Source organism: Terriglobales bacterium, assembly GCA_035567895.1.
Classification (GTDB): domain Bacteria; phylum Acidobacteriota; class Terriglobia; order Terriglobales; family Acidobacteriaceae; genus Gp1-AA112.
Window position 1 is genome coordinate 219424 of the sequence record DATMPC010000058.1, and the last position, 24781, is coordinate 244204.

Consider the following 24781-nt stretch of genomic DNA (forward strand, 5'->3'; position numbering starts at 1 on the left):
CGTCTAGAGTCCCACCTCAGGACGTTCTGGAAAGCGATGCTAGACTTGCGTATAGATCGGCAATATGAGGATCCTGACTCGCTACATCCTGTGGGAAGTGTTCTCCCATGGCGTAATCGGCGCCGCGCTGTTTACGTTCGTGATCTTCATGCGCGACGTTGGGCGGATCCTCGAACTCGTCGTGCGCAACAGCGCACCGATTCCCAGCGTAGCTGAAATTTTCTTTCTCACAATTCCCACGGCTCTAACCTTCACCTTGCCCATGGGAGTTCTGGTCGGCATCCTGATTGGACTATCGCGCATGGCCGCCGACAGCGAGGTCACCGCGCTCCGAGCTAGTGGCGTGGGTGCGTGGCGATTTGTTGCGATCATTGGCATCTTTGCGGTTGGCGCTTTTGCTGTCGCGTTGTTGAACAACGTCGTGATTGCTCCCAGATCGGCGGCTGCTCTCGCAAACTTACAGAACTCATTGAAAACTTCGCAGATTTCCTTTGAGGTTCAACCCCGCGTCTTCTATGAGGACCTCAAAGGATACGTGTTGTACGTGCAGGACGTGGAGCCCGCCTCCGGTGCTGCCGTGTGGAGGAACGTTTTCCTCGCCGACATTAGTAACCCTGCTGCCCCGAAGGTGACTTTAGCCCAGCGTGCGATAGTCGTGACCGAGGGCGACACGATGCGCATGCACCTTGAGAACGGAAGTCAACAGGAGACCGACCCCAAGAATCCCGATCAATACACGATCTCGACCTTCGATCAGACGGACATTCCCATTCCACTCCCCGCGGCAGGGCCTGCGCCATCCCGTGATCTGCTTCCCGCCGCAGAGCTCAAGTCGAGCGAGCTCTTGTATCGAGCCCGCACCGAGGTGCCGGCAAAAGCTCGCTGGTACTGGATTGAATTTCATCGACGACTCGCGCTCGCGGCGTCGTGCCTCGTGCTGATGTTGGTGGGAATTCCTTTGGGCCTGTCTTCCAAGAAGGGTGGCAAATCTACCGGATTTGTACTCACGATCCTGCTGGTCTTTTTGTATTACTTCTCGCTGAGTGCTGGCATCGCTTTCGCGAGGCAGGGGAAGGTGCCGCCCGCTTTGGGAGTGTGGAGTGCTGACATCTTGTTTGCTCTTGCCGGGCTGGTGCTTCTGAGACGAGTTCAGCAATCGAGCATCGATGTCGTCTCATTTCGAATTGTGTGGAGCGATATCGCGAAGAGGTTTTCACGCGAGAAATCACAAGCGGAAGTCTCAATCAGCGCGTCGCCGCTGCGCAAGAGAAGTTCGCGATTTCCTCAGATTCTCGACGATTATGTGCTTCGCCAGTTTCTGGAATACCTCGGCCTCATTCTTGCCACGTTTGTTGTTCTAACTCTGGTCTTCACCTTTTTCGAGTTACTGGGCGACATCATCAGGAATCGCATCGCGCTCATCACGGTGGGCGAATACCTGTTGAACGTGATCCCGTCAATGATCTATTTGATGACGCCACTCAGCGTGCTCATCGCAGTCTTGGTGACGTTTGGACTGCTGCAAAAATCCAATGAACTGACGGCGATGAAGGCGACGGGGATCAGTTTGTATCGGCTCATTGTGCCCGTAGTGGCACTCGCAGCCACGTTGTCATTCGCTTTGTTCTTGTTCGATCAGTTTTATCTGCCGCACGCGAACAAGCGGCAAGACGCTCTGCGGAACGAGATCAAGGGCAAACCCGCGCAGACATATCTGAATCCACAACGAAAGTGGATTTTCGGCGCCCATCGCGAAATCTACTATTACGAGTTTTTCGATAGCGAACGCAACCAATTTGCAAACCTGTCCGTCTTCAGCATCGATCCACCGACTTTCGCCTTAACCGCTCGCACGTTTGCGTCACGTGTGTTCTGGAATGAATCCATGAAGAAGTGGGTTTTCGAGCAGGGCTGGGTCCGTGCGCTCACGGCCACCCAAGTGCAGGATTACAAAACGTTCGACGTAAGAACGTTCGCGGACATTGACGAGCCGCCGAACTACTTCAAGAAAGAAGTGAAGCAGTCTTCCGAAATGAATTTCGACGAATTAAAAGCTTACATACGTGAGCTGGAGCAGGGTGGCTTCGATGTTGTGCGGTTACGAGTTCAGCTTTATAAGAAGCTTTCTTTCCCATTGATCACGTTGGTAATGTCGATCCTGGCGATCCCATTTGCCGTCTCCGCGGGACGACAAGGCGCTCTTCGTGGTGTGGCGACAGCGATTGGAATTGCCGTAGTTTACTGGATCGCAAGTGGCTTGTTTGAAGCCATGGGCAACGTCAACCAGTTGCCCGCGGCGCTGGCAGCCTGGTCTCCTGATGTGATTTTTGGCCTTGCCGGTGGATACTTCATATTGAAGGTGCCAACGTAAACCGGTAAGGGAATTAGATAGATAGCCATAAACAGGCAAAAGAACAGGCGGTTCTTCGAATTCGATCGGAAAATCATCGAATTCTGCCCGAAATTTGGAAATTTCGCTCAAAACCAGGGAACTAACAGGGATTTCTGTGGATTTCTTCGTAATCGGGAGCTACCAAAGCACTTAAGGCTGTTTCTGGCAAGATTCAAAAAATGAACACGGAATTGGCAGGGAACTGTTGCCGCGACAGCCACGTTTCTGCGAGCCTGTGAAGCGAAGTGAGTGCTGAGCACGTCTAATTTTTCTGGTCATGTTCAAGAAGCTCGACCCACTCAAGCCCTATCTCTACAAATACCGCGTCCAGTTCTTCTGGGGCGGGTCGGTGCTTCTTCTCAATAACCTGATTTGGATTTTCTTTCCTCAGGTCATCGGACGCGCCATCAATGATCTAAATCAGGGCATAACGCAGCACAAGATTGTTACTTATTCGCTCGCGCTGATAGCGATTGCGCTGGGCAAAGGCCTCTTCCAGTTCCTGATGCGCTGGATATTGATCGGTATCTCGCGCGAGATCGAGTTTGATCTGCGGAACGATCTGTTCCGGCATCTCGAGTCTCTCTCCTACTCTTACTACCAGCGCACGCGCGTGGGGGACATTATGGCGCGCGCGACTAATGACCTGAATGCCGTTCGCATGTTGCTTGGTCCAGCAATCATGTATACGGCCAACACGATCGTCTTCACTGCGGGCGCTCTTGCTTTCATGCTGAAAATCAGCCCGCGGCTGACAATGTTTGCGTTCCTCCCGCTGCCCGTAGCCAGCATCCTGGTTCAGTATTTTGGGCGACGCATTCACGAGCGCTTCGAACGCATCCAGGCTACGTTCTCTGATATCTCCGCACGAGCACAGGAGAACTTCTCCGGTGCGCGACTGGTGCGTGCATACGTTCAGGAAGAGCCAGAAATCGAACTCTTTGAGACCGCGAACCGCGAATACATAGCGCGCAGCCTGAAATTAGTTCGCCTCATCGGCATGTTGTGGCCCACTTTGGAGATGCTCCTGGGCCTCGCGATCATCCTCGTGCTGTGGCTTGGTGGAAGGGAAGTACTGCTGCACCGGATGAATGTCGGCAACTTCGTGGCTTACAACACGTACATGGTGCAGCTCACCTGGCCGGTTATCGCGCTCGGCTGGGTTATCAATATCTTCCAGCGGGGCACAGCTTCGTTGGGACGAATCAACGAGATCTTCTCCGAGCGTCCGGATGTAACCGACGATCGCGTTGCCCCGGATTTGAAAGAACTCTCAGCGATTCACGGCGACATTGAGTTCCGTGGTCTGACCTTCAGCTATCCGACGGGTGGAGAGGTACTTTCCGGCATCGAGCTCAGAATTCCCGCTGGGACAAGCCTGGCGATCGTGGGTCCCACGGGTTCCGGTAAAAGCACGCTCGTGAGTTTGATTCCGCGCATTTATGACGCGGCTGCAGGTTCGGTCCTAATTGATGGGCGGAACATCACCGACTTTCCTCTTGAGACTCTGCGCAAGAATATTGGATTCGTCCCGCAGGAAACCTTTCTCTTCAGCTCGAGCATTCGCGACAATATCGCCTTCGGCACCGAGCAAAGTACCGATGAGGAAGTCGAAGCCGCAGCGCAAGCCGCCAGCTTGGCGCAGGAGATCCACGGATTTCCTCAAGGCTACGCGACGGTGGTTGGTGAACGCGGGTTAATGTTATCGGGGGGACAGAAGCAGAGGACCGCCATTGCTCGAGCCATCATTCGCAATCCGCGCATCCTCATTCTCGATGACGCTCTTTCCAGCGTCGATACCTACACAGAGGAGCGTATTCTGAATCATCTGCGCGAGATCATGCAGGGACGCACCACGATTTTCATCTCGCATCGCGTCTCAACCGTGCGCGCAGCGGATCAGATTGCGGTGTTGCACGGCGGAGAGATCGTCGAATTGGGCCCTCACGAAGACTTGTTAGCGCTTAATGGCTACTACGCCGATCTCTACAACAAGCAGTTGCTGGAAGAAGAACTCGCGAAGGTTTAGCCGACAATGCAACGCGTGGTCACGCCCGAATTGCTCGACGAGGATTTGGGCACGCCTGAAGAAATTCGGAGTACGCTGCTCGATCTTCGAGGCTTTAATCGAAACTTCGGTGGGTTCCGCAGCATCACTTCACTACTGAAGAATGTCGCGCGCAAGAATCGCCTCCAATCGTTGTCATTCCTGGACGTCGCTGGCGGGACTGGCGATGTCGCCGACTTCGTACAACTAACGTTGCGAAAAGAGGGTCTTCTGGTGAAGGCAACTGTGCTCGATCGTGCGGTGTCACACATGACTGGGAACGATGCTGGTCTTGGAAGAGTCGCTGGGGATGCCTTGCGATTGCCTTTTGCTTCCCGAAGCTTCGATATCGTTGGCTGCAACCTCTTTTGCCATCATCTCGAGCCGGCCGACGTGGTCTCGTTCTTCGATGAAGCTTTGCGGGTCGCTAGACGTGCAGTGATCGTCAGCGATTTGCGTCGGAATTTGTTTCACTGGATTGTTGCCTCTGCGGGACGCTTTACCTATCGCAGCCGGCTTACTCGCAATGATGCTCCCGCTTCGGTTCGGCGGGCTTACACCCCGAGCGAAATTGCTGAGCTGGCTCGCAAGAGCGTTGCTGCCTCGTTCGATCTCTGGCCACACTACTTTCAGCGTTTCGGACTAATTTTGTGGAAGGCGTAAAGAAGGTTTTCGATGTCGCAGTGATCGGCGCAGGACCTGCCGGTAGCGCTGCCGCGATTACGGCGGCACGGGAGGGCTTCGCTGTTGCACTCCTCGAGTCCGGCAGCTTTCCCAGACATAAGGTGTGTGGCGAATTCGTCTCCGGCGAAGCTTTGCCAATCTTGAAATCGCTCATTCCTAACGACGAATTACTAGCTCGCGCACCTCGCATCAGGACCGCTCGCCTATTTCTCGACGATCGAGGGGTGGACTTTGTAGTAGAGCCTGCGGCCGTGAGTCTCTCGCGGCATGCACTCGACCAGCGCCTCTGGGACTCGGCCATTGCCGAAGGCGTTTGGGCCAGTGATCGAGCACGGGTAGCCGCAGTACGTAAGGAGCAATCGTTCTTCTCCATCGAGTCAAAAGGAAGCCGACTGCGTGCGCGGGCGGTAGTCAATGCGAGCGGGCGCTGGTCGAATCTTTCCCGTCCAAAAGCGGAGATTGGCGATAGCTGGATCGGCCTTAAACAGCACTTCATCGAAGACAACGCTTCGCTGCGTTGCGATCTGTATTTCTTTCGAGGCGGATATTGCGGTGTTCAGGCGCTAGGGAATGGCACGATCAACGTAGCCGCGATGGTACGAGCTGATCTGGCGCGAACTCTCACGGGAGTCTTCGGGCAAAATCGAGAATTGGCGGCGCGGTCTCGCAACTGGCACCCCGCGAGTGAAGCAGTGGCCACGTCTCCGTTATTGTTTAGCGCGCCCCGAACTTCCGACAAAGATACAGTTCTGGTCGGCGACGCTGCCGCTTTTATCGATCCATTTGCCGGCGATGGCATCTCCATGGCTCTGCACAGCGGACGCCTTGCCGCACTCAGTCTCGCTCCATATCTGCGAGAGGAATACTCGCTTGGGGCCGCGCTAGAGAAGTACGACAGTGCTTACAGAGAGCTTCTGCAACCTGCGCTGAAAGCAGCGGCTCGTTTGCGACGTTTGCTGCAGCTTCCCAAAACGCTGAGGCTCACCGCCCTCTCACTTCTCCAGTGGGGACCGCTAGCCCGCTTGGCGGTGCAACAAACGCGCGTCCGGATGATCGCCTGATTCGGAACTACGTTTGCGGATTCTCGTTCGCTACTGCTCCAGTGAATTCAGGCATGGTGGCATGACCGGGTCGGCTGATCCCTTTTTGTCGCAGTACTTGCAATAGAGTCATGGAGAGAATCTTCAAGTCGAGCCATAAACTCTGGTGATCGACGTACCAAATATCCATGGTGAATCGTTCGTCCCAATCAAGGGCATTCCGGCCGTTCACCTGCGCCCACCCGGTTATTCCCGGCAATACCTCATGGCGCCGCCGCTGTTCGGGAGAGTAGCGATCCAGATATTCCTTGAGCAGGGGACGCGGCCCAACCAGACTCATCTCCCCCCTCAGGACGTTCCAGAGCTCGGGAAGCTCATCCAGACTAGTTTTTCTCAGGACCGCACCAAGTCGTGAGATTCGATGGTCGACAGAGTCGCTTCCCGAACCGTTCCCAATCCGCATGCTGCGAAATTTATGAAGAACGAAAAGACGTCCTCCAAGTCCCGGTCGCAATTGCTGAAAGAGAACTGGGCTCCCCATACTCGCTCGCACGCATACAGCAATCACTAGCATCAAAGGAGCTGCCACTATCAGGCAGAGCGAGCCGACAAGCAGATCCAGGCCGCGCTTCCAAATCGGGATTTGGTGTGAGTATGCGTCCACGATACTTCGGTACCGAGCGGATGTGCCCGATTCACGACCGGATAGAGCTTCGCATACAATTTCAACGCATGCCAGAGTCTCAGTTCTAATCCAGTGGGGAGTTCTATGCGTTGGGTGTTCGTGGCTATCCTTTTCGCCGGCGTTGGCTGCTATGGTCAAACGCAATCTGCCGGGGCACAGGCTAATTCGACGGCAGCCAACCAATCCACCTCCGGGGGTCCCAAAGCGGAAATCTCTGGTCAAGTGTTCGATTCGGCGACCGGGCAACCGTTAAAAAAGACGTGGGTGACCGCGCGAGTCCTCGAGAAAAGCGGACGCAGTGGCTCAACCGCTGTGAGTGATGCTCAGGGTCACTTCTTACTGAAGGACCTGGAGGCCGGACGCTACACTCTCGCGGCCCAGCGCAACGGCTATGTAAACCAAACTTACGGGCAGAAGAATGCAGGCGAGCAGGGAACGACCATCTCCCTGAACGCGGGGCAAAAGCTAACCGACATCGTTTTTCGGCTCATTCAAGGCGGCGTGATTTCCGGCCGCATCGTGGATGAAGACTCGGAGCCGCTATCTCGAGTTCAGGTGCAGGCGCTACAGTTCCGATACATGCAAGGTCGTCGTCGACTCATGCCTCTCGGTAACGCCGTCAGCGATGATCGGGGTGAGTATCGAATCTTCGGAATCCGCCCCGGACAGGTATACATTCGGGCAACGCTTCGCGGATCGGGAATGTACGCCGGCCCGGGAGACGCCGTTGATCCTTCCGCCCCTTCGGAAACAACCTCTTATCCACCGGTCTTCTATCCCAATGTGACAGACGCGAGCCAAGCGTCGGCGCTCACGGTACGCGGCGGAGACGAGCTTCGCGCCGACTTTTCGATGAGTCCCCAGAGGTCCTACACGGTAAGCGGACGTATCGTCGGGGGAGCGCAGGGAACATCAGGACGCGGCGCTTGGCTGATGCTGGTAAAACGTGGGGAAAGCGAATTCGCTTTTGGTCGCGGCCCGAACACCAGCGCGCGCGAGGACAATACGTTCACGTTCAAACAAGTGCTTCCCGGGTCTTATAACCTGATCGCGCAACAGGAAGACGACAAATCGTCCGCGAGTGGACGGATCGAAGTGGATGTGCGTGAAGGAGACATTCAGGGCCTGGTTGTTTCGCTATCGCCAAAAGTAGACGTGACTGGCCATGTGATATTCGATGGCGGCGGGTCGTCAGCCAAGCCATCTTCGGTTCAGATTGCACTATCCCCAGAAGACGCCCAGGACTTCATGCGGGGTGCATACGCCCATGCGAAGGAGGATGGTTCATTTACGCTTCAGGCGTCGGCTGACGAGAGGTATAGGGTCGGCTCCTATGGCGCTCCTCCGGAGATGTATCTCAAATCCGCAACCGCGGGCCGTGACGACGTACTGGAGAAAGGGTTCAGTCCAGCCAGCAGCCGAAGTCTGGACTTGGTGTTTGCCACCGGAGCCAAGCTTAGCGGGGTAATTTCCGGCGCCGACGATAAACCCGATCCGGGTGTGACTGTCGTCCTCGTCCCGGAGCAGCGCCTCAGCGGGACTGCGGATCGATTCCGAACGGTGACAACGGATCAGAACGGACGCTATCAGGTTCAGGGACTTCGTCCCGGCACTTATCGGGTTTACGCATTCGAGCACATCGAACCAGGCGCTTACGAGGACGAAGAGTGGTTGAAGAGCTTTACCGCGCAGGCACATACCGTCCGACTATCGGAATCTGCCCAGGAAACGTTAGATCTGAAATCCATTCCGGTTGGCACGGAAACACAGCAGTGAAATGACTGGTCTTATCAGTCTTTCGGGTGTAAATTGACGCAATCTCCCCGTATAATCTGACAGTATGCCGAAGTACTCAATCGTGGTGCCGTTTCATAACGAGCAGGAGAACGTCACCGTTCTGTATGACCGCTTGAAGGGCGTGATGGAGGCATACTCCGAGAGTTTCGAACTCGTTTTTGTAGATGACGGGAGTACGGATCTCACCTTCCACCTGCTGAGCGAGATTGCCGCGATTGATAGCCGCGTCACTGTAGTAAAGCTACGGAGAAACTTCGGTCAAACATCTGCCCTTGCAGCGGGCTTCGACCACGCCTCCGGCGAGTACATAATCGCGATGGACGGCGATCTTCAGCACGATCCGAACGACATCCCGACATTCATCGAAAAGATCGGCGAGGGTTACGACATCGTCAGTGGATGGCGTAAAGAACGCATCGATAACTTCGTACTCAGGCGAGTGCCTTCGCGGTGCGCGAATTGGCTGATGGCGAAGCTCAGCGGAGTCGATATTCATGATTTCGGCACGACCTTTAAGGCGTACAGGCGCGAAATCATCAATCAAGTGCCACTTTACGGTGAGCTGCACCGTTTCATTCCTGCATTGGCGTCCTGGTACGGGGCTTCGATTTGCGAGATTCCCATTCGCAACGTCAACCGGGAGCGTGGCAACTCGCACTATGGGATTTCGCGGACTCTGCGGGTCTTCTTCGACCTGATCACAATTCGCTTCCTGCTGCGATATCTCTCGCGTCCACTCCACTTCTTTGGGGCCTTTGGGGCAAGCGGCATTGTTTCGGGCTCGCTAATCGCGTTGTGGCTGGCGTCTCAAAAGGTGCTTCACAATGCGAACGTAATGGACGCCCATGGTCCACTTCTCGTCTTCGCCGCCGTGTTGATCGTCGCCGGAGTGCAGCTCCTGGCGCTAGGTTTGCTTGGCGAGATGCAAGTTCGCCACTATCATGAGCCCGCCCGGCGCGCGCCTTACTCTGTAGATCGGATTCTTCGCTCTCATACCGGCGAGACAGTCAACGACTAGCAAATCTTTTCCTGATTCGTGCATGAAAGTTTGTCATCCTGAGGCCCTCTTTTGGCCGAAGGATCTCCCGCGATGCGTAAGTCGCGAACGCTGCTTCTCGGCTCTTCGGCCAGAAAATACCGTTTTGACTTTTCATGAATAGTGGGAAATGCTGGCCAAAGAGCCAGGACACAGCATTTCAGATCGACACATCGCGGGAGATCCTTCGGCCAAGAGAGGGCCTCAGGATGACAGGCTTAGAGGAGAGGCTAGCGTTATCCGGTGAACAAATCCTTGATCGCCTGCTTCATCACCTGTCCGCTAACTTCTGAAATGGCATTCGTGAGTGGGATGTCCTTTGGGCAAACCTCCACGCAGTTCTGCGCGTAACCACACTCCTGAATCCCGCCATCACCCATGAGTGCATGCAGGCGGTCTTCCTTCAAGGCTGCTCCCGTGGGATGAGTGTTGAAGAGCCGAACCTGCGCAATCGTCGCCGCACCAACGAAATTAGTCTTGTCGTTGAACTGCGGGCACACCTCCATGCAGCAGCAGCATGAAATACATCTCGATAGCGGATAAGCCTGCTCCTGCTGACGAGGCGTCTGTCTTGGTCCGGGCCCCAGATCGTAGGTTCCATCAACAGGAACCCACGCCTTAACTCTTTTCAAGTTCTCGAAGAGAACTGAACGATCGACAGCAAGGTCACGTATTACGGGAAATTTCGAGAGCGGCTCGAGCCTGACCGGTTGCTCCAATTTGTCGATCAGAGCAGAGCATGCCATGCGAGCGCGGCCATTAATGCGCATCGCGCAAGAGCCGCAGACTTCCTCGAGACAGTTTGAATCGTAGGTAATCGGACGCGAGGGTTTCCCCCCTCGAGTCACAGGATTCGCGGCGATATCCATCATTGCCGAGATCACATTCATACCCGGCTTCCAAGGCAAAGAAAACTCTTCCCAGTAAGGCTCAGAGTTTGGGGAAGCTTGACGTTTGATCTTGATGATTACCGTCTTAGGGTTTTGGGCCATTGCTCTCCAGATGAATTTGAATGCTAATGCCTAATCTCCCTTCAGTACTTACGTGGCCGAGGCTTGATCAACGACGTATCCACCGGCTCGAATTCGAAGCGAGGTTCATCGGCATCGGGGGCGAAATATGCTTTCGTTGTCTTGAGGAAGTTAGCGTCATCGCGCTCAGGGAACTCTGGCTTGTAGTGCGCGCCCCTTGACTCGTTGCGCAGCGCCGCACCTTGAGTGATCACACGGGCGAGCTGCAGCATGTTGTAGAGCTGGCGTGTGAAGACGAAGGAGGTATTCGCCCACATCTCTTTGTCGCTCAAATTGATCCGCTGATAACGTTCAAGTAATTCCACAATCTTTTCATCGGTCTTCGCGAGCGCTGCGTTGTAACGAATTACCGTGACGTCTTTGGTCATGATCTCGCCCAACTCACGCCAAATGCGGAAAGGATTTTCGCTGCCTTCCGAGCTCATGAGCCGAGCGTTGATCTCTTGCTGGCGTTTGCGTTCCGAGTCAAAGGCTCCATTCGCCGCGGTGTTGGATTTGGCTTGATTCTTTGCACGTGCGACAGCTTGCTGACCGGCAACGAAGCCGCCGTAGATGCATGAAACCAGCGAGTTGGCACCGAGTCGATTAGCGCCGTGATAACTGTACTCACACTCTCCGCAGGCGAAAATTCCGGGAATATTTGTCCCCTGCTTGAAGTCCACCCACAAACCCCCCATGGTGTAGTGCATGCCAGGGAAGATCTTCATCGGGGTAACGCGAGGATCATCGCCTACAAACTTCTCGTAGATCTCAAGTATTCCTTCAAGTTTGCGATCAAGCGTCGCGCGATCGATGTGAGTAAGATCGAGATAGACCATCGGCTGGCCGTCGATCCCGAGGCCATCCTCATAAACAACTTTATGTATCGCGCGGGTGGCCACGTCGCGTGGCACTAGATTCCCATACTTCGGATACCATTCCTCGAGGAAGTACCAGCGCTCCGATTCGGGAATGGTCTTCGGATCGCGCTTATCGCCAGGAGTCTTCGGTACCCAGACTCGACCTCCTTCGCCGCGCGCCGATTCCGACATAAGCCGAAGTTTGTCATCGCCGGGAATCGACGTTGGATGCACCTGGATAAACTCGCCATTCGCGTAGTACGCGCCCTGCTGATACAACGCGGACTGCGCCGATCCGGTACAGACAACCGAGTTGGTAGACTTCCCGAAGATCGCGCCGATTCCGCCAGTCGCGATAATGACAGCGTCGGCAGGGAAGGTACGGACCTCCATCGAGCACAGGTCCAGCGCGCAGATTCCGCGACACACGCCTTGCGCATCGAGCACTGCGGAGAGGAACTCCCAGGTTTCAAACTTGCTGACGCGACCTTCCGATTCGTATCGGCGCACTTGCTCATCGAGCGCGTATAGCAATTGCTGGCCAGTTGTCGCTCCGGCAAAAGCGGTGCGGTGATAGAGAGTGCCGCCGAAGCGGCGGAAGTCGAGAAGTCCTTCCGGCGTGCGGTTGAAGGGAACTCCCATGCGGTCGAGCAGATCGATAATCGCCGGCGCCGCCTCGCACATATCTTTCACGGGAGGCTGATTCGCCAGGAAGTCACCGCCGTAGATGGTGTCGTCGAAGTGATGCCAGGTACTATCTCCCTCGCCTTTGAGGTTCTTGGCGGCGTTAATGCCCCCCTGAGCGCAGACTGAGTGCGAGCGCTTTACCGGGACGACGGAAAATAAATCAACATTCCCGCCACCTTCTGCGATCTTGATAGTGGCTGAGAGTCCTGCCAGCCCGCCGCCTACGACGATGATTTTCGGATTTGCCATTAACTTGAAATCAACGAATCGGGTGCCTTGTTATCGGTATTTGCCACGAAGCGAACTTTAGTGATCGTTGCTATTCCACCGGTTGAGCTTCCACCCGCTTCGCGGTTGCCGGGTCGGTTCCCATGTTGCGCCAGTCTGGGTTACGAGGAGCTACAAATGCTTTTACGGTGACTAGTCCGATCACTACAAACAATAGCCCTATCCCAAAGCAGACTACGCCGGCTCTCCGCCTCGCTTGTTCTCCCTGCGTGATTCCCCATTTGGCACAGAACAACCAAATTCCATACGCAAAGTGCCACGATGCACACACGATCGCGATGATGTAGAAAGCCAGCATCCATGGATTCGCTAGTTCATGCTGCACCTTACCGAAGCCTGCCCCGGGATACTCCACCAGGTGAACTCCGGTAAACCGCAAGCTGTAAACATGCTGGAGGATGTAAGCGAAGGTAACGATTCCTGTCCAGCGTTGCGCGGTGTAGAGCCAGTTTCCTTCCCAGGGATAAGAAACAACGTTCGACTCGCCTCTGTACCAGATAAAGATTCCGTACAGCGCGTGGTAAAGGATTGGGATGTAAATGAGTCCCCATTCCAGAAATGGCACGAAGGGAAGGGAATTTAGAAACTTGATTTGGCTGGCATACGCGTGCGGGCCGTTGGTCGCATACGCATTTGAGACAAAGTGCTCGACCAGGAAGGCGCCGATCGGCACGATACCGCTCAGCGAATGCAGGCGGCGAAGGAGAAATGAATGCCCTTCTCCTGCACGCAGCGGCTTTACCCCCTTCCACTGATCCTGCTCATAGCCGGCGCTCGGAGGCGCTGCCGTTGCCATCGCGTTGCGAGTCTCCTCAGTTAGTTCCGAATATCGATACCAAACCTTTTATTATCGGGTTCCGCTCGGAAGCGAGTCAAATAAGTGTGTTGGTCTTCGCAACAAGCATGCGTGGAACGCAGTCGATTTTTATTGTGCAAGTCGATACAGTTGAAATTGCGTGAGGAGAACCCTCGTTGGCATCGTCGACACTGCCTTTTAGTCAGCTCGCTGATCAGTGCCAGGCAACCGGACTAACACCAGAAAACACGGCCAAGATCGCAAAAGAGTTGTCTCGCAGCTTTGGTGTTCACGACGATGAAGTGGCGATTCTGAAGCTTGAAAAGAACCAGCTCAAGTTCATCTATCCCCCGCAGTTGTCGAGTGTCGGCATGATCCCCTTAAGCCACTCGCATTCTCTGGCTGCGCGAACGGCGAGCACAAAACGTCCTGAAGCCATCAACAACTTTCCTCAAGTGCGCCACGCCAGCGTCTTTGAGTCTGTGCCAGTGGAGTCGAAAACGCGTGCACCGGGCAAGTCGGAACGGAATGCCATGGTCATTCAGAAGGTGATGAGCGTTCCCGTGATCGGTTCCGCCGGAGTCGTAGGAGTGATTCAGATTAGCCGCAAGGGCTCTACATCCAAGGCTGCCGGTGCAGATTTCTACCCCTCGGAGCTTTCGCGGTTGGCCGCCGCAGCCTCGGCTCTCGCGAAATGTTTCAGCTAATCTGGGAATGGCTGCGAGTTGACTCGTCGATCCACTCCAGAAAAAGCCTAAAGGCCTTTCCCCGGTGACTGACTCTCAGCTTTTCTTCGCGCGAGATTTCCGCAAATGAGTTGCTTAGCTCTGGAAAATAGAAAAGCGGATCGTAACCGAAGCCGTTGCTTCCTTTAGGAGCGCGAAGCAATAGTCCACGAGCGTCTGCATTGAAGACTTTGAGCGTTTTGCCATCGCGGGCTGCTGAAATGGAACAGACGAAGGCACATTGTCTGCGGGAATCGGGAACGCCTTCTGTCCTCTTGAGCAAAAGCTCATTGTTCGCGGCATCCGGGTGATTGGTGACGATACCTGCGTCGTCGGCATACCTGGCCGATCGCACTCCTGGCTCTCCACCGAGAGCATCAACCGTGAGCCCGGAATCGTCGGCAATCACAATCTCTCCTCCCGCGTGCCGGCTGTAGTACTCAGCTTTTAAGCGTGCATTCTCCTCGAAAGTTGCGCCTGTCTCCTCAGGCGCATCCATTCCCTCGATCCCCGGCAGCGGACGAATGTCGACACCATATTCTTGAGCGGCAGCCGCAAAGTCTGCGAGCTTTCCTTTGTTTGAGCTTGCAACGTAGATGAGAGTCATCGATGTCGATCATAATTTGCGCGGCGGCCTGTTCCTCAACCGCCAACCATTTCTTCCTTTACACTTTTGGTATGACAGTCGTGGTGAATGGGGAGCCCAAAGAATTTCCCAGCGGACGAACTCTTGCTGCGTTTATCGAGCATCTCGGGTTGAAAGGTGACCGGATCGCTGTGGAACTCAATCGGGAGATCGCTCCACGAAGTCGGTGGACCGACATCTCGCTCTCCGAGGGTGACCGTTTGGAGATCGTTCATTTCGTCGGCGGTGGATTCGATTACTAGAACCAGTCCGCAGTCTCGACTCCCACATTTTGCCGCACAGTAAGTTTTCTCGCCCACGGCTCCTGCACCTTCTAAATCACCTGATATCACTTGACATGAAACACCCAAGGTGTATTTTGTTTAAAACATTTCTATTGCGAAATGTTTGAAGCTGGTTAGATGCGATCTCACTCACAAACCGGCAACAGCCAAGAGGTTCGAAGCCTTGAAGGCCAGGAGTTCACGTCCGCCGACGTAATCGAGCTTACGGGCATTACGGCGCGGCAACTTCAATGGTGGGATGAACGCAAGATCGTTGTTCCGCAGCGGCGGGGAAGAAATCGCGTCTACAGTGTCGACGATCTCGCCGAAGTAGCTGTGATCTGCGAGTTGCGGAACAAGGGATTCTCACTTCAGCGAGTGCGGCAGGTGATGCGATATCTGCAGCGGGAACTAGGCAAACGGCTGGTCGAGACGGTGACCTCGGGCAGCGAATACCACCTGCTCACGGATGGCAAAAGAATTTACCTGGAGAACTCTGAACGGCAAATCGTCGATCTGCTCAAGAACTCACGCCAACCGCTTTTGTCGGTCTGTTTGACTGACGCGGTGCAGGAGGTTCATGCCCAGCTTCGCAAGCGCAATGGCATGCGGCGTCCGAGGCCCGGGGAAGAGCGATCGAGTCAAAGCAACCGGCGGCGTCTTCGGCGTACGGCCTGAGCGCAACCTGCCCTAACTGGTCGGAGGTGACCATGGTGGCTGAGCTGAACATCCTGACGGAGTGGATTCCCGAACAGATGCAACCCGGCACGGTCTTCGTGCTCGAAAACGCCGGAGAGGTCGGGAAGAACGAGGATCCTTACTGGGCAGTGCTCGCCTGCCCGGCATGCGGCACGCTGGGACTGATCACCCGCCGGCAGATGGCCGGGATTACGCCGGTCATTTGTGGCTCAAACGAATGCTCGGCCCACTTTTTTATCCGCGACGAAGACGTGCGGGCTTGTAAGCCAAATTAGCGCTTGTGGCTATTTCTGCTCTTGAGCGGCAGCGGCGGTAGTTGAGATCGGAACCTGTTCGACGATTTCGATACCGAACCCTTCCAGCGCGGGCACTCGCCGGGGATGATTAGTCAACAGGCGAATGCGCCGCAGATTTAGATCAGAGAGTATCTGGGCTCCCAATCCGATTTGCCGCTGCGTTCGGCGCTGATGCTCGGGGTTTCTGGCATCACGGCTCTCATGTTCAAAAGTAAGCGCACTGCCTCCGACCATCTCCCTCACATTGAAGCCTTTGGACGTCTGGTGCAGGTAGATAATTGCTCCGCGACCAACGTCTGCGATCATCTTCATCGAACGATCCAGTACGGCATTGCATTCACAGAGAGTGGTTCCGAACACATCTCCTACCAGGCAGTGAGAGTGAACCCGCACCAGAACGGGACTGTCTCCGTCGCCGGCATCGCCGTAAAGCAGACCAACGTGCGATTCGCCTCCATCTATCTCTGACTCATATGCGACCAGCCGAAACTCCCCGTAGCGCGTAGGAAGAATTCCTTCTCCGATGCGGCGGATGTAGCGCTCGTGATGCATACGGTAGCGAATGAGTTCAGCCACCGTCAGCATCTTCAACTCGTGTTCTTTACAGAACTCGATCAGATCTGGCACGCGCGCCATGGTGCCGTCTTCCTTCATGATCTCGCAGATCACGCCGGCAGGAACAAGGCCAGCCATGCGCGCAAGATCCACTGCGGCCTCAGTTTGCCCTGCTCGTACCAGCACTCCGCCTTTGCGCGCGCGCAACGGGAAAGTGTGTCCGGGCTTCACCAGGTCAGACGGCCGGCTGCCGGGATCGATCGCAACTTTGATCGTTCGAGCGCGGTCGTACGCCGATATACCTGTGGTTATGCCGTCCCGGGCGTCGATGCTCTCCGTAAACGCAGTTCCATACTGGGAGGTGTTGTGAGTGGTCATCATGCCCAGGCGCAGATAGTCGAGACGATCTTCGGTGAGCGCCAGACAGATGAGTCCGCGCCCATGCTTCGCCATGAAATTAATAGCCTCGGGCGTGGCGAACTCCGCGGCGATGGTGAGATCGCCTTCGTTCTCCCGGTCCTCGTCGTCGACGACGATGATCATGCGCCCTTGCCGGATCTCGGCGAGCGCGGTTTGGACGTCGGTGAAAGAGCTATTCATGAGCCTGATATAGGAACTGATAACTACGATTCTAGCAATACGAATGCATCATGCAGCCGGAGGCTGAGCCACCTCGGGACTCGCAGGCCGGCGCCAGAAGGCCATTCCACGAGCGAACAACGAGCGCACCGCGCGAGCACACATTCGGATCAGAATCACTGTAAAGATCAAGAGCACTGCGACGATGGCTGCAGTCCAGTAGGGATGTACAGTTGCAAACCACGTGAGACCAACAGCAACCACATCTTCGCCTACGCTCAAGGCCATATTTGAGACCGGTTCCGGGGAAGGCGTAACTGCAGCCCGCGCGGCAAACTTGCCCGTGTGCGCCACTCCGGCGATCACGCTCGCCAATGCCGTGCTGGCAATTTGAGCGCCAGGACCGAGCTGCGATGTCGCCGCATACGCGACTAACGCCGCAAGCGGGATTCGGACAAAGGTGTGCAATGAATTCCACACGAGGTCAAAGGCTGGGATCTTGTCAGCAAAAAAATGCAACACGAACATCGCCAGCGACACCGCAATAACCCACGGATTCTCGATAACGTGCAAACCTGGTGGAAGGTGTACCACCTGAAAATGGCCCAGCAGTCCGAGGGTCCCGCACATCGCGTAGACATTCAAGCCCGCGGCAAAGCTCGCCCCAATCACCAGTGAAATAATTTGCGCTTCGTTGAGATCCATAAAAACGCGTTGCTCAGTATCTTCGATGGAACTGCGGCGGAAACAGAACCAGAGATTCTCCGAAAAATGAAAAGGCCGCCTGTGGCGGCCTCTTTCAAGATCGACTCAGGTTACAGAGTCGATTCGATTTCGAATCCCCAAGCTTCCAAAAGGGGCTCAGGAATGTACTTTGAATTCTTGTTCTTACGTGCCCACTCGCGCAGACGTGTAGAACGCAGATACTGGTCGGGAAGGAGCTTGAACTCCTTCACCGCCTGCTCGAAAGACGTAACTACAGGAACTACCGGTCCGATCGGCTCCGGCTTTCCCCAGTTCGGATTTCCGCGACGCTTAGCCATGATTTCTACCTGCCTTAATTATGATTTCACTACTTCGATTACGAGCTAACCCCTCTGGATTCAGATAAGCACGATGAAGCTCTTACAAAGTCGTTGCTCTCAGGCGGCTCCAGAGCGAGCCGTAAAACCTCCGATATTATGAATAAATGCCGCTAAAAGCAATGAAAAACTGTAGATTGCTCCAATAATTAGGAGCAACACCTTAGTACTTGAGACGTTCCAAGGCTCTCGTCCGCAGGCCCAATAGTGTCGTTTCTTTCAAAGAGAACGGCTATCACATTGAGTTTTGCAGGGAATTTCAGAGTTGAGAGGCAGTTTTTGTCGGATCCGGTCAGGCCGAGATTTTTAAGAGTGCAAACAGACCAAACCAGACGACGGTGATCGCGTGCCAATACCAAGCGGTGATGTCGATCATGATCTGCCTCGATTCGACACGTTGCCCGGCAAAGCCTGCGATCATGCACAGAATTAGGACGGCAATGCCTCCGACTAGGTGCAGCCCGTGTAATCCAGTCAGAAAGTAATAAAACTGGCTGCTAGGTCCGCTGCCAAGGAAGACTCCTTGAGCTCTTAATTTGCTCCACGCGCCGAGTTGTCCAGCGATGAAACCTACGGCAAACACGATCCCTAAAACCTGCCAGGGAAAAGCCCGCCGGAGAGTGGACCGTGTAAGTCCGAGCCATTCTTCCATGAGAGCTTCATCGCGAAAGTACTCTCGGCGCGCCAATTCCAGTGCCATGCTACTGAGGATCAATAGCAGCGTGTTCCACCAAAGAATGCTCGGAATCGAAATCGGTTTCCAGACCGCGATGTAGGTCTGGGTCGCGCGGTCAAAGACAGTTTGTCCGCGCCGCAAGCAGAGATAGCCGATGGAGAGAGACACAAACAGGGCTACCGAAGTAGTCATCAACACCGCGAGAGCGACTCGCGCTCTCTTCAGCCGGTCCTTGGGATCCGGTGTCGGTTGGCGGCTCCATTCTCCGTCACCGCCGCCTCCGGTCGGAAGCTTGATGTGTGGACCGCGTCCACCGGAATCCGGTGCACTGACCTTCGAGGGGACCTTGGTTTCTACTGCGGACATGGCTGGTACGCCGGTCCAATTTGACCACGGTTTAGGGTCTCCACGCTAGAAGGAATCGGGGGAATCGGGTGATCGGGTCATCGGGTGATCGGGCGAAGTAACGGCCGATCTTTAGCAGTAACGAATTGCTCCAAGATTCTGTCATCCTGAGCCCCTGTTTTGGGCGAAGGATCCCCCGGAATGCGTAAAGCTTTCTTGCTGCTGCTTGGCACTTTGGCCAAGAACTCTGGCTCTTCGTGAGAGAGCCCTACCGACTGCAATCATGCCGGAGATATTTCGGGAGATCCTTCGCCCAAAAAAGGGGCTCAGGATGACAGCCTTTGAAGTTGTTTGCTGAAAATCACAGTAACTGCAAAGTCCACGAAGTGTTCACGGTTTCACTTCGCCCGATCACCCAATGACCCGATCACCCGATTTCTTCTGCTCTCTGACCATGTTCACGAACAGCTCATGGACACGTGTGTCGCTGGACAATTCAGGGTGAAAAGTTGCAGCCAGAGTCTTGCCCTGCTTTACGAGCACCGGATGTTGCTCGCGTTCAGCGAGTACCTCGACTCCAGCTCCGGTGCGCTCTATGCGCGGCGCGCGTATGAAGACCATCTCCATGGGTGGTCCGTCAAGCTTGGTGGGACCGGTCACGATCGAACTGTCGATCTGACGACCATATGCATTTCGTTGAATTGCAATATCCAGGGCACCCAGGCTTTCCTGTGGTGGATTCCTGACTTCCTTTGCCAAAAGTATTGCGCCCGCGCAGGTGCCAAAGGCAGGCTTTTGCGCGACGAAATCACGCAGTTTGGTAAGAAATCCTTCGCGCTCGAGAAATTTCAGAAAGGTTGAAGATTCCCCACCCGGAATCACCAGACCATCGATTTCGTCCAACTCTTCCGGCTTGCGTACGAGCACGCTCCGGACGCCTAGACGGCTTAGTGTCTGACGATGAGCGTCGTAGTCACCCTGCAGGGCTAGCACTCCAATTGTGATTTGATCGGCCACGTTTAGTCTTCGATGAGTAAGTGAGCGAAAGGCTTCAGACAGGCGGACAGTTCCTGACCTAAGTACTTTCAACAACAAGTCAGCAACGCCCCCGTTTTAGCTCACCAGCCACGCTTCTGCAGCATGTCGGCTTCCGACATCGCAGCGATGGCGAGTCCCTTCATGGCACCGGTACAGTCTTCGCTCGTCTCGAGTAAGACTTTAGGATCGTCGAAATGGGTGGTCGCGCGCACGATGGCGCGAGCGCGGATCTCCGCTTCCTTGGCAGGGGCAAAGTTGATGGAGTCGCTCATGAAGATGCCCGAGCCTACGAATACTGCCTCGGCTCCAAGCTGGCGCACCAGTGCCGCATCTGCGGGAGTAGCGATTCCACCTGCGGAGAAGTTGGGAACGGGAAGCTTGCCGCTTTTCGCCACCATGCGGACCAATTCATAGGGAGCTCGCAGCTCTTTCGCCGCGGCATAGAGTTCTTCTTCGCCGAGGACGGTCAGCGCACGCATATCTTTCACGATCTGCCGCATATGCTTCACAGCGTGAACGACGTCGCCTGTTCCGGCCTCACCTTTCGTGCGAATCATCGCTGCGCCTTCTGCGATGCGGCGCAATGCTTCTCCCAGATCACGGGCTCCGCATACGAATGGAACCTTGAAGGCATGTTTGTCGACGTGGTGCGCTTCGTCCGCAGGTGTTAGGACTTCGGACTCATCGATGTAATCCACACCGAGTTCCTGCAGAACTTGAGCCTCAGTGAAGTGTCCAATACGGCACTTTGCCATGACGGGAATATCCACCGCCTTCATGATCTCGCGAATCACGGCGATCTTGGCCATGCGGGCGACTCCACCCTCGGCGCGGATCTGAGCGGGCACACGCTCCAAAGCCATAACCGCAGTTGCTCCGGAACGTTGGGCAATCTCAGCTTGCGCGGCGGTGGTGACGTCCATAATCACGCCGCCCTTCAGCATTTCCGCAAGACCCGTCTTGAGTCTCAGACCATTCCCATTCATGTCAGACATAAAGCACTCTCCACGCGCACCTCTCCCTCCGGTCATTGCGACAGGATGGAAGGGAACTTTAATTTTAGCAGTTCCGGCAATGTGAGAAGCGGTATATCGGCCGACAGAAGTCAGCAACGCTTTGCAAATTTGGAAGGGCCGAATTCCCTGCTTCAGGGAATTCGGCAGGGAATAATTCCCGTGGAGTTTTTTTCTTTTCCTCGGACCAGCATAAACACAGGGCATTTGCGATCCCTCAGGGAATTCTGAGGGAACTTGCAGAGAATTCTCCCGGAGCCGCAAGGCCGACAAGTGCATGTCATTGAAGCAACGGTTTCGCAGACTCTCATGTTGACCCTCGTTCTCTTGGTACGACGGAACGGCCTGGGGTGTCAATCTTCACCTTCGTTTCAGTCGTGTCCGTCGTGGTTTCATCGGTCTCGATCTGGTCGACCAAGATCAAGTCCTCCAGGTAAGACTCAAAGAGCAGCCGAGGAACTCAGCCAATCGCTCAGCCTCCTCGGCTGCCGAGCGTCGCACCCAGACGGGCGCCCTCACGAACGGCTCGACAACAACGTTCACGCGACCGCCCTTGATTTCGTGGCGCCAAGTGCCCTGCATGAAGCCATTTACCAGCAAGACAGGCGAAATCCAACCTTGTGGCCGGTACACGCTACTCCGTAGCTTGCATCCCAGCAGACGTTCGGCGTGAAAAGAAGCACCAATCACGTATTGATCGAAGCCCGGCAGCAAACGGACGGATTTTCCCGGCTCGAACTCGCGTGCCTCACGGGCGTGGACAGCAAGCATCCACGCCTGAGTGCCTTCCAGGTCCACTCGGCAGACCTCGTCACCGAGCGCTGCGATCCATTCCCGCGCAGTTGAAACTCCGACGCCGGTCCACCAGCGCGCCAGATCGTGATAGGTGGCCGGACCGTAGCCGGCCAGGAAGCGGCGAGTGATTTCCGCTATTGCTGTCTGCGGATCAACGGCTTTCATTGCGCAGCCCAGCCAGCTCGCAGGACGCGTAAAGCGAACCAGCTGCCCCTCACTCGGCCCGAAGCAGAGAAGACCGGTGAACGCAGCCGGCCGCAGGAGTGTCCCCCAGCTGCTCAGTGCCACTTTGGGACCAAAGGCACGCCGTCTGGTGATCCGCGCGACCTCTTGAGCGAGCTCCTCCCGCGTGAGTAAGCGGCCGTCAAGCGCCTTGCCGATCGCTTCTGTGATCTGATCAAGTTCGTCGAGCGTGATGCCGTAATACTTCTTCCACGCCGACTCCCTCAGATATCGTTTGCTGGTGCGCAAAGCGGCGTGCCACATGGGCAGTTCATCAGCAGGAAGCAGGTGCAACGTTCCTCGCATCGCCCAGGTCTTTACCAGCGTGCGCTCCTCCCAAAGTGCGTGCTTGATCGCGTCCCGGTTGAGACCTTCGATTCTGGCCCACGCCGTCAGCTCCGCCGACGACATCAACTGCGCGTGCAAACCGCAGAGACGGCTCGCAACTTCCAGCATGCTGCCGGCCGGAGCGCGCTGATCGAGATAATGGCGGCGAACCCGCCACGCCGCTACATTCCGCCAGGTGAGCTTCAACATGCGCGGACAATTATGCCAGCGAGAGAAATGGCATAATCTCTTCTCGACAAAGCCTTCCGAAACGACGTTATAGAAAGGTGTTCTTCACCACGGAGACACGGAGTGCACGGAGGAAACCATTGCAACAATTCTTCTGGAAAGCGACGATGTATCGATTTTCTTCCGCCATTTCCGAATGCTTACCTCCGTGTCCTCTGTGCCTCCGTGGTGAACTCGGGTTTTAAGAATTGGAGGAGTAAATGGGCGCCACAGTAGCCGAGTCTCGAATGCCCACAGCAACGACGGTCGCGTCGGCTCCGACCAGCGCGCGCCTCACCTCGCTTGACGCCTTCCGCGGCATGACGATCGCCGGAATGATTCTCGTGAACAACGCCGGCGACTGGGAGCATGTCTATTGGCCGCTGGAGCACGCAAAATGGAATGGCTGGACTCCTACCGATCTCGTCTTTCCTTTCTTCGTGTTCATCGTGGGCGTCTCCCTGGTGCTCTCATTCGTGTCGCGGGTAGCTCGCGGCGACTCGAAGAAGACACTGCTTCTGCACGCGCTGCAACGCAGCGCCATCCTCTTTGTCGTCGGATTCTTGCTCCACGCCTACGGCAAATTCGACTTGCACACCATCCGCATTCCCGGAGTCCTGCAGCGGATCGCGGTCGTTTACCTGCTCACATCGGTGCTGGTTCTTTACACCGGCCGCGTCACACGAGCCATCGTGGCGGCTGCCTTGTTGATCGGCTATTGGATTCTGATGGTGCAAGTGCCCGTGCCCGGCTATGGTGCCGGAGTTCTCACGATGGACGGAAACCTGGCGGGCTATATCGATCGCAGCCTTATGTACAACCATCTCTGGATCGCGCACCGCTTCGATCCGGAGGGAATCCTCAGCACGCTTCCAGCGATTGCAACGTGTTTGCTTGGCGTCTTCACCGGCGAGTGGCTGCGATCAACGAGAAGCGCCTCACAAAAACTCGCTGGACTCTTCGCTGCAAGCGCCGTCGGCCTTATCGCCGGGGAGATCTGGAATGTATGGTTCCCAATCAACAAAATGATCTGGACCAGCTCTTATGTGCTGTTCACTGCGGGTCTTGCATTGTTCGCACTCGGGATCGGCTATTGGGCGGTGGACATCCGCGGCTGGAAGCGCTGGAGCACACCGTTCATCATGTTCGGCGTTAATCCGCTGGTGCTGTATTGCATTGCGAGTTGGCTCGCGTCGGCAATGCACGTCCACCACATTCACGGGCGAACCATCAAGGAGTTGCTGTTCGGCAAGTTCTTCGTGCCGCTCTCAGGCGACCCTTACGTGGTCTCCCTGATCTGGGCTTTGAGTTTCGTTTTGGTCTCGTTTGCGGTTGCGTGGGCGCTGTATCGGAAGCGGATTTTTATCCGGGTATAGTTCACGCGCGTTATCGGCCCCTGGCGAACTTCGCCTTCATCTTCTCCGGATCGACTGCTATAAAGACACCCTGGCTTCGGGCCAGGACCTGACCTTGCTCATCGCGGATCTCGGCTGCGTTGAAGTGCCGGCGTCCTTGTACGTCGCGCTCGATTCCTTCGACCACCAACGTCTTGCCGAGTGGAACCGGCTTCACATATTCGATTGCCATGGATGAGGTCAGCGCCACTACCGAGCGCAGCTTATTGACCTTGCCCATGGCTTCATCCAGGAGCGTGGCGATGATTCCCCCATGCGCATGACCAGGCGGTCCTTGATACTTCTTCGGCAGTTTGACCTTGCACCAGGCGCGATGGTGACCTTCGTCAAAGAAAAACTTCAGACGCATACCCTGAGGATTGTCCTTGCCGCAGGCGAAGCAATGGTTCTTGGGAAGTGAGATGTGCTTAGTGTTGTGACCGGAGAGACGTTTGGACATTTCACAGGATTATAGGTGTCCAAAGGTTCCTCCGTGACCTTGGGTTCACCTTCGTGACCTTCGCGTTCGCTCCTCCCCGGTTTCGCTCTCGTTGACCCGCGGGCCTGTAACTTTCC

24 protein-coding genes are annotated in these 24781 nt (G+C 55.5%); 11 read left to right on the forward strand and 13 right to left on the reverse strand.

Features of this window, described 5'->3' with window-relative positions; translation table 11 throughout:
• The first annotated feature begins 64 nt into the window (after nt 1-64).
• From VNX88_11935 to VNX88_11950, 4 genes are all read left to right on the forward strand, one after another.
• Complete coding sequence (locus tag VNX88_11935; protein ID HWY69371.1) at nt 65-2371, forward strand: LptF/LptG family permease; 2307 nt, start codon at nt 65-67, stop codon at nt 2369-2371.
• A gap of 298 nt (nt 2372-2669) precedes the next feature.
• The gene (locus VNX88_11940; protein HWY69372.1) at nt 2670-4421 is read left to right on the forward strand and encodes an ABC transporter ATP-binding protein; all 1752 of its coding nucleotides are present in this window, start codon (nt 2670-2672) and stop codon (nt 4419-4421) included.
• Nucleotides 4422-4427: 6 nt separating this feature from the next.
• On the forward strand, nt 4428-5102 hold the full coding sequence (locus VNX88_11945) for a methyltransferase domain-containing protein (protein ID HWY69373.1): 675 nt from the start codon (nt 4428-4430) through the stop codon (nt 5100-5102).
• The gene (locus tag VNX88_11950) at nt 5090-6184 is read left to right on the forward strand and encodes an FAD-dependent oxidoreductase (protein ID HWY69374.1); all 1095 of its coding nucleotides are present in this window, start codon (nt 5090-5092) and stop codon (nt 6182-6184) included. The genes VNX88_11945 and VNX88_11950 overlap by 13 nt, the downstream gene beginning before the upstream one ends.
• 7 nt (nt 6185-6191) lie before the next feature.
• Here the strand turns inward: VNX88_11950 and VNX88_11955 are convergent, their stop codons facing one another.
• A complete protein-coding gene (locus VNX88_11955; GenBank protein HWY69375.1) occupies nt 6192-6827 on the reverse strand; it encodes a sugar transferase in 636 nt (211 codons plus the stop codon).
• Between the two features lie 105 nt (nt 6828-6932).
• On the opposite strand from VNX88_11955, the gene VNX88_11960 reads away from it, so the two are divergent.
• Entirely contained in the window at nt 6933-8624 is a 1692-nt protein-coding gene (locus VNX88_11960; protein HWY69376.1) for a carboxypeptidase regulatory-like domain-containing protein, read from the forward strand.
• 64 nt (nt 8625-8688) lie between these two features.
• On the forward strand, nt 8689-9663 hold the full coding sequence (locus VNX88_11965) for a glycosyltransferase family 2 protein (GenBank protein ID HWY69377.1): 975 nt from the start codon (nt 8689-8691) through the stop codon (nt 9661-9663).
• Nucleotides 9664-9917: 254 nt separating this feature from the next.
• Here the strand turns inward: VNX88_11965 and sdhB are convergent, their stop codons facing one another.
• The 3 genes from sdhB to VNX88_11980 form a co-directional block, all read right to left on the reverse strand.
• A complete protein-coding gene (gene sdhB, locus VNX88_11970) occupies nt 9918-10673 on the reverse strand; it encodes a succinate dehydrogenase iron-sulfur subunit (protein HWY69378.1) in 756 nt (251 codons plus the stop codon).
• Nucleotides 10674-10714: 41 nt separating this feature from the next.
• Nucleotides 10715-12487, reverse strand: a complete 1773-nt coding sequence (gene sdhA / locus VNX88_11975; protein ID HWY69379.1) for a succinate dehydrogenase flavoprotein subunit — start codon at nt 12485-12487, stop codon at nt 10715-10717.
• Between the two features lie 70 nt (nt 12488-12557).
• On the reverse strand, nt 12558-13322 hold the full coding sequence (locus tag VNX88_11980; GenBank protein HWY69380.1) for a hypothetical protein: 765 nt from the start codon (nt 13320-13322) through the stop codon (nt 12558-12560).
• A gap of 176 nt (nt 13323-13498) precedes the next feature.
• Here VNX88_11980 and VNX88_11985 point away from each other — a divergent pair, with 176 nt between their 5' ends.
• Nucleotides 13499-14029, forward strand: coding sequence for a hypothetical protein (locus VNX88_11985; GenBank protein ID HWY69381.1), 531 nt, complete (start codon nt 13499-13501; stop codon nt 14027-14029).
• Here VNX88_11985 and rdgB read toward each other — a convergent pair.
• Entirely contained in the window at nt 14022-14654 is a 633-nt protein-coding gene (rdgB, locus tag VNX88_11990; protein HWY69382.1) for an RdgB/HAM1 family non-canonical purine NTP pyrophosphatase, read from the reverse strand. The genes VNX88_11985 and rdgB overlap by 8 nt on opposite strands.
• 2 nt (nt 14655-14656) lie before the next feature.
• Here rdgB and thiS point away from each other — a divergent pair, with 2 nt between their 5' ends.
• The 3 genes from thiS to VNX88_12005 all read left to right on the forward strand — a co-directional run bounded on the left by thiS (nt 14657) and on the right by VNX88_12005 (nt 15930).
• Nucleotides 14657-14935, forward strand: a complete 279-nt coding sequence (gene thiS, locus VNX88_11995; protein HWY69383.1) for a sulfur carrier protein ThiS — start codon at nt 14657-14659, stop codon at nt 14933-14935.
• Between the two features lie 159 nt (nt 14936-15094).
• A complete protein-coding gene (locus VNX88_12000) occupies nt 15095-15634 on the forward strand; it encodes a MerR family transcriptional regulator (protein HWY69384.1) in 540 nt (179 codons plus the stop codon).
• A 32-nt stretch (nt 15635-15666) separates the two neighbouring features.
• The gene (locus tag VNX88_12005) at nt 15667-15930 is read left to right on the forward strand and encodes a hypothetical protein (GenBank protein ID HWY69385.1); all 264 of its coding nucleotides are present in this window, start codon (nt 15667-15669) and stop codon (nt 15928-15930) included.
• A gap of 9 nt (nt 15931-15939) precedes the next feature.
• Here VNX88_12005 and ribB read toward each other — a convergent pair whose 3' ends face one another.
• From ribB to VNX88_12040, 7 genes are all read right to left on the reverse strand, one after another.
• Nucleotides 15940-17106 carry a 3,4-dihydroxy-2-butanone-4-phosphate synthase gene (gene ribB / locus VNX88_12010; GenBank protein HWY69386.1) on the reverse strand — a complete coding sequence of 389 codons (1167 nt, stop codon included), beginning with the start codon at nt 17104-17106 and terminating at the stop codon, nt 15940-15942.
• Between the two features lie 48 nt (nt 17107-17154).
• Nucleotides 17155-17790, reverse strand: coding sequence for a DUF4126 domain-containing protein (locus tag VNX88_12015; GenBank protein ID HWY69387.1), 636 nt, complete (start codon nt 17788-17790; stop codon nt 17155-17157).
• Between the two features lie 110 nt (nt 17791-17900).
• Entirely contained in the window at nt 17901-18128 is a 228-nt protein-coding gene (locus VNX88_12020) for a hypothetical protein (GenBank protein HWY69388.1), read from the reverse strand.
• 331 nt (nt 18129-18459) lie between these two features.
• Nucleotides 18460-19209, reverse strand: coding sequence for a cytochrome c oxidase subunit 3 (locus VNX88_12025; GenBank protein ID HWY69389.1), 750 nt, complete (start codon nt 19207-19209; stop codon nt 18460-18462).
• A gap of 390 nt (nt 19210-19599) precedes the next feature.
• Complete coding sequence (gene pdxT / locus VNX88_12030) at nt 19600-20205, reverse strand: pyridoxal 5'-phosphate synthase glutaminase subunit PdxT (protein ID HWY69390.1); 606 nt, start codon at nt 20203-20205, stop codon at nt 19600-19602.
• 101 nt (nt 20206-20306) lie between these two features.
• Complete coding sequence (gene pdxS / locus VNX88_12035) at nt 20307-21221, reverse strand: pyridoxal 5'-phosphate synthase lyase subunit PdxS (protein ID HWY69391.1); 915 nt, start codon at nt 21219-21221, stop codon at nt 20307-20309.
• A 438-nt stretch (nt 21222-21659) separates the two neighbouring features.
• The gene (locus tag VNX88_12040) at nt 21660-22793 is read right to left on the reverse strand and encodes a winged helix DNA-binding domain-containing protein (GenBank protein ID HWY69392.1); all 1134 of its coding nucleotides are present in this window, start codon (nt 22791-22793) and stop codon (nt 21660-21662) included.
• 239 nt (nt 22794-23032) lie between these two features.
• Between VNX88_12040 and VNX88_12045 the strand changes: the two genes are divergently transcribed.
• Nucleotides 23033-24187 (forward strand): DUF5009 domain-containing protein, encoded by a 1155-nt coding sequence (locus VNX88_12045; protein HWY69393.1) that lies wholly within the window; start codon nt 23033-23035, stop codon nt 24185-24187.
• A 10-nt stretch (nt 24188-24197) separates the two neighbouring features.
• Here VNX88_12045 and VNX88_12050 read toward each other — a convergent pair whose 3' ends face one another.
• Nucleotides 24198-24665 (reverse strand): PaaI family thioesterase, encoded by a 468-nt coding sequence (locus tag VNX88_12050; protein HWY69394.1) that lies wholly within the window; start codon nt 24663-24665, stop codon nt 24198-24200.
• Nucleotides 24666-24781 lie beyond the last annotated feature (116 nt).